This is a genomic window from Anaerobranca gottschalkii DSM 13577 (assembly GCF_900111575.1).
In the GTDB taxonomy this organism is placed as follows: domain Bacteria; phylum Bacillota; class Proteinivoracia; order Proteinivoracales; family Proteinivoracaceae; genus Anaerobranca; species Anaerobranca gottschalkii.
In genome coordinates, this window is sequence record NZ_FOIF01000065.1 from 1 (window position 1) to 9,228 (window position 9,228).

Annotated in this window: 14 protein-coding genes; all 14 read right to left on the bottom strand. The window is 36.5% G+C overall.

From position 1 onward, the window contains the following. Positions 1-26: 26 nt before the first annotated feature. A complete protein-coding gene (locus BMX60_RS10610) occupies positions 27-245 on the bottom strand; it encodes a DUF5348 domain-containing protein (RefSeq protein WP_091351428.1) in 219 nt (72 codons plus the stop codon). Beyond that, the gene (locus BMX60_RS12210; protein ID WP_207648440.1) at positions 242-781 is read right to left on the bottom strand and encodes a hypothetical protein; all 540 of its coding nucleotides are present in this window, start codon (positions 779-781) and stop codon (positions 242-244) included. Before BMX60_RS12210 ends, BMX60_RS10610 begins: the two co-directional genes overlap by 4 nt. Positions 782-1,220: 439 nt before the next feature. Beyond that, positions 1,221-1,805: a YueI family protein gene (locus BMX60_RS10620; protein ID WP_091351429.1), complete on the bottom strand. Its 585-nt coding sequence runs from the start codon at positions 1,803-1,805 to the stop codon at positions 1,221-1,223. A gap of 17 nt (positions 1,806-1,822) precedes the next feature. Continuing rightward, positions 1,823-2,224 (bottom strand): F0F1 ATP synthase subunit epsilon, encoded by a 402-nt coding sequence (locus BMX60_RS10625; protein WP_091351430.1) that lies wholly within the window; start codon positions 2,222-2,224, stop codon positions 1,823-1,825. A gap of 6 nt (positions 2,225-2,230) precedes the next feature. After that, positions 2,231-3,631 carry a F0F1 ATP synthase subunit beta gene (atpD, locus tag BMX60_RS10630; RefSeq protein ID WP_091351431.1) on the bottom strand — a complete coding sequence of 467 codons (1,401 nt, stop codon included), beginning with the start codon at positions 3,629-3,631 and terminating at the stop codon, positions 2,231-2,233. A 22-nt stretch (positions 3,632-3,653) separates the two neighbouring features. Beyond that, entirely contained in the window at positions 3,654-4,493 is an 840-nt protein-coding gene (gene atpG / locus BMX60_RS10635) for an ATP synthase F1 subunit gamma (RefSeq protein WP_091351432.1), read from the bottom strand. Positions 4,494-4,521: 28 nt separating this feature from the next. After that, positions 4,522-6,033, bottom strand: a complete 1,512-nt coding sequence (atpA, locus tag BMX60_RS10640; protein ID WP_091351438.1) for a F0F1 ATP synthase subunit alpha — start codon at positions 6,031-6,033, stop codon at positions 4,522-4,524. Between the two features lie 5 nt (positions 6,034-6,038). Further along, on the bottom strand, positions 6,039-6,602 hold the full coding sequence (gene atpH / locus BMX60_RS10645; RefSeq protein WP_091351433.1) for an ATP synthase F1 subunit delta: 564 nt from the start codon (positions 6,600-6,602) through the stop codon (positions 6,039-6,041). Continuing rightward, on the bottom strand, positions 6,583-7,086 hold the full coding sequence (gene atpF / locus BMX60_RS10650; protein WP_177159789.1) for a F0F1 ATP synthase subunit B: 504 nt from the start codon (positions 7,084-7,086) through the stop codon (positions 6,583-6,585). The genes atpH and atpF overlap by 20 nt, the downstream gene beginning before the upstream one ends. A gap of 120 nt (positions 7,087-7,206) precedes the next feature. Further along, positions 7,207-7,464 carry an ATP synthase F0 subunit C gene (gene atpE / locus BMX60_RS10655; RefSeq protein WP_072906422.1) on the bottom strand — a complete coding sequence of 86 codons (258 nt, stop codon included), beginning with the start codon at positions 7,462-7,464 and terminating at the stop codon, positions 7,207-7,209. Positions 7,465-7,497: 33 nt separating this feature from the next. Further along, positions 7,498-8,151 carry a F0F1 ATP synthase subunit A gene (gene atpB / locus BMX60_RS10660; protein ID WP_091351435.1) on the bottom strand — a complete coding sequence of 218 codons (654 nt, stop codon included), beginning with the start codon at positions 8,149-8,151 and terminating at the stop codon, positions 7,498-7,500. 3 nt (positions 8,152-8,154) lie between these two features. Further along, entirely contained in the window at positions 8,155-8,586 is a 432-nt protein-coding gene (locus BMX60_RS10665; RefSeq protein ID WP_091351436.1) for an ATP synthase subunit I, read from the bottom strand. A 15-nt stretch (positions 8,587-8,601) separates the two neighbouring features. After that, positions 8,602-8,787 carry an AtpZ/AtpI family protein gene (locus BMX60_RS10670; RefSeq protein ID WP_242945763.1) on the bottom strand — a complete coding sequence of 62 codons (186 nt, stop codon included), beginning with the start codon at positions 8,785-8,787 and terminating at the stop codon, positions 8,602-8,604. Between the two features lie 258 nt (positions 8,788-9,045). After that, on the bottom strand, positions 9,046-9,228 hold a 183-nt coding region (locus tag BMX60_RS10675; protein WP_242945762.1), incomplete at its 5' end, for a hypothetical protein.

Sequence of the window (9,228 nt, forward strand, 5' to 3'; positions counted from 1 at the left end):
GAAAAGAAAAAGCGACTAAAAAGCCCCTAATAATATTTAACATCATAGCTAAAGGATTTAAATAAAACAAAAGAGATATTATCTAATATTACATACCAATCATGTGCTAACTCCACTCTACAAGGTCTATACTTATTAAAAATTTTTATTTGAAGATGCTCTCCACAACTGATAGGAAAGCGATTTTCTTTTCCTTTGAAATACCAACATTCTTTCTCTTTAGAATAAACTAACTTACCCATCATAGTCCAGTTTCCTCACAAGCTTTAAATACTATTTCTTCATTAATGATATTTGCTTTAAACTGATATCCTAATAAAAGTGCATTAGTTGCTAAATGATTAATAATTCTTGGCCAGCCTCTAGACCTTGATGCAATAGACCTATCTAATACCGTTGGTATACCTAACAACCTTTTCCCTCCATCTGGTTTGGGAATTTCTACTCTTCCTACAGGTTGAGGTTTGTATGTACCCTCAAGTATTCTATCTTTTATGGTTCTCCAGTTTTCTCTTAGTAAAGGTCGAAGTTCATCAACCTTCATTCCATCGATTCCGTGGCTCCCCTTGTTCTTCTCTACCCGTTTGAGGGCTTCAAGTATGTTTTTACTTGTTAGCATAACTTCTAATAGATTATCAGTTGCTGCACTGGATGTTTCCTTTGTTGGTGCCATAGGTATGCTCGGCGCTCTTAGTATACCTTCGGATTCCATCCTATTATTTACGCTAGAGCCTTCATATGAAGTTTTCTGCTGTCTTTGCATATCCTTTGAACCTCTCAAATTCTTCATCCTCCTTAATGTTCAGTCCTTCCCAAGATATATGCATCTATCTCGGTACAATGACCTCTGCTGACTTCTCAAGGTTCAGCCATACATCACTGCATGGGTTGTTATTTCAAAATTCATTTCCATAACTTATCCTTGAGACCTCCCCAGGTAAGTACGTTCACCTTCGTCCCATATACCTGCCACATTTACTACTTAGAATTCGGGTAGTGTTGGACTTCGTCTTGTGTTGCAGACTCGTCCGTCCTAGGTAGCCTTATATGTGGTTCGTGTTCCTCAGGCCGGGATTTTTGCCTAGGGCTTCCTTCAGATTCCACCTCACGATGGACACCCTTGCCTTCGGCTAGTGGTTCCCACTACCAAGCCCACAGCGGACTTTCACCGCCAAGTTAACGCACATGCTGGGCGCACAACTAAAAAAGACAATGGCTTTTTAACCATTGTCTTTTTTACATCCTATACACTTTTCTCCTAAAATCCGGTCAAAAAAGGAAAGGGGTCGATAATTTTTTAATTCTTCAGGGGCTAACCTTTTTACTTCATCATAGCATTTTTTGCAAAGCTTACCCTTAGGATTGTCTATAACCCCTTGTGGCAGTCCTAACTCCCTTAGTTTTTCACTACGTTCTTTTACATAAATGTTATCCACATCTATCCCTTGATCAGATGCAACGACAAGACCAATTTGATCTTGGATATTTTCTGAATCAACAGTAGTAAATTGGAGATTATATTCTTTTGCTAATCTAATATACTCAGCAGCTTTTTTTAGGTCTGCTTTTCTATTGATAACTAGCTTCTTTGCCCGAGGATCTTTAATAGCTTCTTCTATTTCTGGGTATGTTCCTTCTTCATGGAGTTGAGGGATGGAAAGGGCTTTAATCACCCTTTCTCTAAATTCTCCTAAAAATAGGGATTTCTCCTGTTTTTTAAACTCCTCTATCCCTTTACCTTGGATTAGGTATTGTTCAAGCTTATCTTTAGAAGCAAAATGCTTTATTTTATCCCTCTCATCCATACATAAGCCTCCTACCTTTACTTACCTTTTTCCGCAACTTCGATGCGGGTTAAAGCTTTTCTTAAGGCAATTTCTGCCCGTTTGACATTTATTTCTCCACTTCTTTGTTCTAAACGAAGTTCAGCCCTTTTCTTAGCTTCTTCAGCCCTTTTGATATCAATTTCATGGGGAAATTCTGCAGTATCGGCAAGTAACACAGTTTTTTCTTTACTAACTTCTAGTATACCTCCACCAATAGCTACATACTGTTCTTTCCCATCTTTCTTAATCAACAACTGACTTATGTCAATTGTTGTAACTAAAGGGGCATGGTTAGCTAAAATACCAATATCTCCATCTACTGCCCTAGCCATAATCATATCGACTTCTTCTGACATGACCTTCCGTTCTGGGGTGACTAACTCAAATAAAAATTTCATTAGGCATTACTCCCCTTTTTCTGCTCTTTCTATAACTTCATCAATGGTTCCAGCCATGTAGAAGTAACTTTCAGGAATATCATCATGTTTACCTTCAATAATTTCTTTAAATCCTCGAATTGTCTCTTTCAAAGGTACGTATTTACCTGGAGTTCCTGTAAAGGCCTCAGCTACGAAGAATGGCTGAGATAAGAATCTCTGAATTTTCCTTGCTCTACTAACAATTAACTTATCTTCTTCAGATAATTCATCCATACCTAAAATTGCAATAATATCTTGCAACTCTTTATAACGTTGAAGTACTTGCTGTACTCCCCTTGCTACTTTGTAGTGTTCTTCCCCTACAATATTAGGATCGAGAATCCTTGAAGATGAGTCTAAGGGGTCAACGGCAGGATAAATACCTAATTCCGCAATTCTACGGGAAAGGTTAGTTGTAGCATCTAAGTGGGCAAAGGTTGTAGCAGGTGCTGGGTCTGTATAGTCATCGGCTGGAACGTATATTGCTTGTATTGAAGTAATTGAACCTTTTTTAGTAGAGGTTATCCGTTCTTGTAATTGACCCATTTCTGATTGTAGTGTAGGCTGATAACCTACTGCAGAAGGCATCCTACCTAATAGGGCAGAAACTTCAGAACCTGCCTGGGTGAAACGGAAAATATTATCGATAAACAATAGAACATCTTGACCTTCTTGATCTCTAAAGTATTCAGCCATTGTCAAACCTGTTAAAGCAACCCTTAACCTTGCTCCTGGAGGCTCATTCATTTGCCCAAAAACTAAGGCCGTTTTATCTATAACCCCAGAATCTTTCATTTCATAGTATAAATCATTACCTTCCCTAGTTCTTTCACCTACACCGGTAAATACTGAGTATCCACCATGCTCAGTGGCAATGTTTCTGATTAGTTCCATTATTAGTACTGTCTTACCTACACCAGCACCTCCAAAAAGACCGATTTTACCACCCCTTGGATAAGGTGCTAACAAATCAACAACTTTAATTCCCGTTTCTAAAATAGCTGCTGAAGTGTCTTGATCTTCTAATGATGGTGCACTTTTATGAATTTGATGTCTTTCTTTAGCCTTTACTTCCCCTTGGCCATCGATGGGTTCACCAAGTACGTTAAATAATCTACCAAGGGTTTCTTTCCCAACTGGTACACTAATAGGAGCACCGGTGTCAATAGCTTCCATACCCCTTACTAATCCATCAGTACTATCCATAGCTACACATCTTACTGAATTATCTCCAAGGTGTTGTGCAACTTCCACCACTAATTTGGAGTTATCACCATTAACATTTAATGGTATTTCAATAGCATTGTATATTTTCGGTAATTTTCCACCAGCAAAAGAAATATCTACTACTGGACCTATTATTTGAGTTATTTTACCTTTATTCATTGGCCCTTCCTCCTTTCACTTTCTAGTCTAAAGCATTGGCTCCATTGACAATTTCAAGGATCTCTTGGGTAATAGAAGCTTGACGGGCCCTGTTATATGTCAATGTTAATTTTTCAATCATTTCAGATGCATTATCGGTAGCTGATCCCATGGCAGTCATCCTAGCACCATGTTCCGCCGCCTTAGATTCTACCAGTGCTTGATATAGTTTACCTGTTAAATATTTAGGTATCAAATTATCTAATACCTCTTCTACAGAAGGCTCAAACAGATAAATGTTACTTATCTTTTCTCCTTTTCTTTCCACTGGCAACAGTCTCTCAATTACAACCCTTTGTGTTAAGGCATTAATAAATTGAGTATAAATTATATTTACTTCACTGAAAAGGCCTTCCTCTAATAATTGGGCAACTGTTCCATAGATTCTCTGACCATGATTATAATTTGGTTCATCACCAATATCTAAAAACTCCGCTACTATATTGTAACCTTGTTTTTTCATGAGATCTCTAGCTTTTCGTCCCACAACTATTACATAGGAATTTTCTTTATCGATGGTTTTTTGAGCTGTTCTTAGAACATTAGCATTATAACCACCACAAAGACCTCTATCTGCAGTTACAACAATAAAGGCTGGTTTCCCTTGAGGATTCCCTTCAATGATTGGGTTAGTATAATCTCTACTGTTACTCAATACCCTTTCAACAACTTCTTGCATTTTAGCGGCATAAGGCTTTGATTGAATTACTTTATCTTGAGACCTACGTAGTTTTGCCGCTGCCACCATTTCCATAGCTTTGGTTATCTGTTTAGTATTAGTAACTGTCTTTATCCTTCTTTTAATATCTCTGATACCTTGCATAGCATCACCTCATCCCTTTACCGGGAACTTAAGCCCCAATAAAGATCTTTTTGAATTCTTCTATTGCTTCCCTTAACTTAACCTCAGTTTCATCAGAGATTTTTTGCTCAGCCATTATGGCCTCTCCAATTTCTGCCTTATTTTGTTTCATAAATTTAATGAATTCACTTTCAAACTGAGCAATTTGTTTTACTTCAATATCATCAAGATAACCTTTAACCCCTGCAAAGATTATGTAGATTTGCTCTAATACAGGTTTAGGTTGATATTGACCTTGTTTTAATATTTCTGTTAACCTTTCACCCCTTGCCAATTTAGCTTGGGTCGCTTTATCTAAGTCAGAACCAAACTGAGCAAAGGCTGCCAATTCTTTATACTGGGCAAGTTCTAGACGCAAAGTACCAGCAACTTGTTTCATAGCTTTAATTTGGGCACTTCCACCTACCCTTGATACTGATAAACCGACATTTATTGCTGGACGGATACCTGCATAAAATAAATCACCTTCTAAGAATATCTGCCCATCGGTTATAGAAATAACGTTTGTAGGGATATATGCTGATACGTCACCTGCTTGAGTTTCAATAATTGGTAAAGCTGTAATTGAGCCGCCACCTAACTCATCATTGAGTTTAGCTGCCCTTTCTAATAATCTAGAATGGAGATAGAATACATCCCCTGGATATGCTTCACGACCTGGTGGCCTTCTTAAAAGTAGTGAAAGCTCTCTATAAGCGGCAGCGTGTTTTGATAAATCATCATAAATAATTAACACGTGTTTTCCTTGGTACATAAACTCTTCACCCATGGCAGTTCCAGAATAAGGGGCAAGATAAAGTAACGGAGCTGGTTCACTGGCAGTTGCTGCAACAACGATTGTATAATCCATAGCTCCTGCTTCTTCTAATTTTTTAACTACCCCTGCCACTGTTGAGTTCTTTTGCCCAATTGCTACATAAATACAAATTACTCCTGTATCCTTTTGATTTAAGATAGTATCAACGGCAATGGCGGTTTTACCTGTACCCCTATCACCGATTATCAGCTCCCTTTGACCTCTACCAATTGGAACCATTGCATCAATAGCCTTAATACCTGTTTGTAACGGTTCATGTACACTTTTTCTGCTCATAACCCCTGTTGCCTTTCTTTCTACAGGGCGGAATTTATTGCTGTTGATAGGTCCCTTTCCATCTATAGGTTGACCTAGTGGATTAACTATACGACCTATTAAGCTATCTCCCACAGGAACTTCAACTATCCTTCCAGTCCTTTTAACGATATCCCCTTCTTTAATATCAATATAGGGACCTAAAATTATTGCACCTACATTATCTTCTTCAAGGTTAAGAGCCATTCCATAAATTTCTCCAGGGAATTCTAAAAGCTCTCCTTGCATAGCTTGATCTAGGCCATGAATCCTAGCAATACCATCACCTACTTGAATTACAGTTCCTGTATCCACGACTTCAAGGCTTTGTCCATAGCTTTCTATTTGTTTTTTAATAACTGAACTTATCTCTTCTGGCCGTAGTTTAATGTTCATTATTCCCTCACCTCAACTTCCATTACTTGTGCCTTTAACAAAGAATCTTTGATTTTATCTATTTGATGTTTAATACTACCATCAATAACTTTATTGCCTAGTTTAATAATTACTCCACCAAGAATACTAGGATCTTTTATACTTTTGATATTTATTTCTTTTCGGGTCATCTTAATTAGACCTTCCCTTAGCCTTTGAATTTGTTCCTCATCTAATTCAATGGCAGTTGTTACCTCCACATTAATTAAGCCTTTAGCTTTTTCTGCTAGATTAACATAACTGGCTAAAGAATCTTTTATTTGGGAAGCTCTACCTTTTTCTACCATTAGGGCTATAAAAGCAATAGTGTGCTGGTGTAGATTATCCTTCAAACCCTGATTAATAAGGGATAGCTTATCTTCCTTAGAAATTTTAGGGTTTTCGAAAATTCTTTGAAGTTCTGGAGTAGTGTTAAAAACTTCCATTAAAAAGAGACAATCTTCTGTTATTCTATCCACTAAATTATTTTCTTCTGCTATTTTAAATAAACCTAAAGCATATCGATTAGCGATGGTACTTTTCATAACTTTCTCCCATCCCTTCGATAACTTTAGAAATTAAATGATCATTTTTTTCTTTAGTTAAATTTTCTTCAATAACTTTTGATGCGATCATAGTAGATAATATCGCCAATTCATCTTTAAGCTGTGTAACAGCTCTAGCTTTTTCAAGTTGAATTTCTTTTCTAGCCCTTTCAAGGATTTTTTCAGCCTCTTTTTTCGCTTCTTTGATTATTTCCTCTTTTGCCTCATTACCCCTTGATACAGCTTTTTCGATGATTTCCTTTGCTTCATCCTTTGCCTTTTCTAACCTTTCTTCTAACTCTGCCTTAATTTTTTCAGCTTCTTCCCTATTCTTCCGGGCAATTTCAATATCAGATTTAATTCTATTAGCCCTTTGGTCTAGTACTTCCGTCACAGGGCGAAATAACAACCATCTAAGAATTAAGAAAAGACCAACTACAGAAACAAGGGTAAAAAATACAGTGGAAAAAAGATATTCTAACAAAATAAGCCCTCCTTTCACTGAAGGTTATTATAAATATGTGTTTCCACACTGATTATCTTAGTAATAAAATTTTAGATAAACAGGAAGGGAATTTGGGTCTCCCCAATTCCCCTTTCCAATCTATCCAATAATACTTCTAACAATACCAATTAACACAAAGGCAATAACCAAACCGTAGATACCAGTAGTCTCAGCAACAGCCTGACCTAAAAGCATTGTTTGGATTATAGTACCTTTGGCTTCTGGTTGGCGGGCTACAGCTTCAACACCTTTACCAGCAGCGTAACCTTGACCAACTCCTGGACCAATACCTGCTACAACGGCAACACCAGCACCTAAAGCTGCAAATGCTGCTACAGTTAGTAAAGTATGTTCCATGTTTTTCCCTCCTTTCAAAAAGGTTAAAAACCATTAATCCATTGCTAAAGTAATGAAAACCATTGTAAGCATTAAGAATATAAATGATTGTAGTAACCCAGCAAATAAATCAAAGTATAAATGGGGAATAATCGGTACAAATAGGGGTGCCACATCATAAATCATTGCTAAAATTGCTGTTCCTGCAAATATATTACCAAATAAACGGAAGGCTAGGGAAACAGGTTTTGCCAGTTCACCAATGATGTTTAAAGGTAAAAATATAAAAACAGGTTCAGCAAATCCTTTAATGTGACCAAAACCTTTTACTTTTAAACCATAATAATGGATTAACACAAAGGTCATAACTGCCAATGTACCGGTTACATTGATATCTGCTGTTGGAGGCCTTAAACCAAAAATCCCTATAATATTGGCAAGGCCGATGAAAATAAACAAAGTTCCCATGTATGGTGCAAAACCCCTTCTACTTTCACCCATGGTCGAAGTTACTGTGGAATTGATAGATTCTACTATAAATTCCGCTAGGTTTTGCATCCCTGATGGTACTTCACTTGTAATACTTTTTCTTAAAATCCAGGCAAAGAGAATAATTATTGCCATGACAATCCACATTACAATTACAGATTCAGAGATGGGAATCCCAAAAAAATCAAAGACTCGAGGTCCGTCAAGGATCCTTTCCATAAGTTAACTATCCCTCCTCTCATACTTTAATTTTTGTCTTTTCCAAAATTCTTGAATATAATTTTTAATGGAATAATATACTCCATCAAATAGTATTACAAACTTAACCATTAATAATCCTACTACTATTCCTACAAAATTTATTTCTGGAGTTACAAACCCTACATACAATACCCCTGCATATAGTATATATCTAATCAAATAATTTATTATTGCCCTTGCCTTTGCTTTTTGGGGATCATTTAATTCTACTAATTGCAAAGCTGCTAAGGCCATTAACCTAAAGCTAAGAATGCTGATAACTCCTCCTGCTACAACTCCTACAGCTACATCGATATTTCCTATAGAAAAGGCTGAAAATCCTAAGATACCGACTACTAAAACAACCCGTTTAGCAATTTTAAAAAACTCATTATGTACTTCTTTAGGTAGCAATTACACCACCTCCAGTTACAGTTTGGCAATCAACTGATAGACTGACCAAAAACCTGCACCAATACCTAGAAATATACCTAAAATAAAAAGAAAAAAGCTTCCCGTTAATCTTTCTAAATAAGTTCCTAAATAAAAACCTATCATTATACAGGCGGTCATTAGTATTCCAATATATGTAATTAAGCTGAAATATTTAAACACTTTCGACAAACTTCTCACCTCAATATTATACAATATATGCTAAAAAAAAACAATTTATTCTCTATGTAAAATTTTGTAGAATAGATTGTTATTTTAGCACTAATATTTTTTTCTTAATATTGACATATTATCATAAAAAGTTGCTATACACAAATAAGGGGCTGTCGGGAAATAGGCACCAAAAAAGTCAGCTTGACTCATAAGAGTTAGCTGACTTTTTTATATAAAAAAAGCGCCATTCGGCGCACTTAAATTCATTTATATTTTATAGTGCTCTCCATGAACTCCTATATAATCTTTGGGATACATTTCTGCTCCACAACTCTCACAGCTAAATCTAGGTGGTATTGATGTATCTCCATCATCCATCATATCAAAGTATTCCACTACTTCCTTGGGAACTTTTTCTACAATCTTGCACCCCAAACAAACATACTCTAT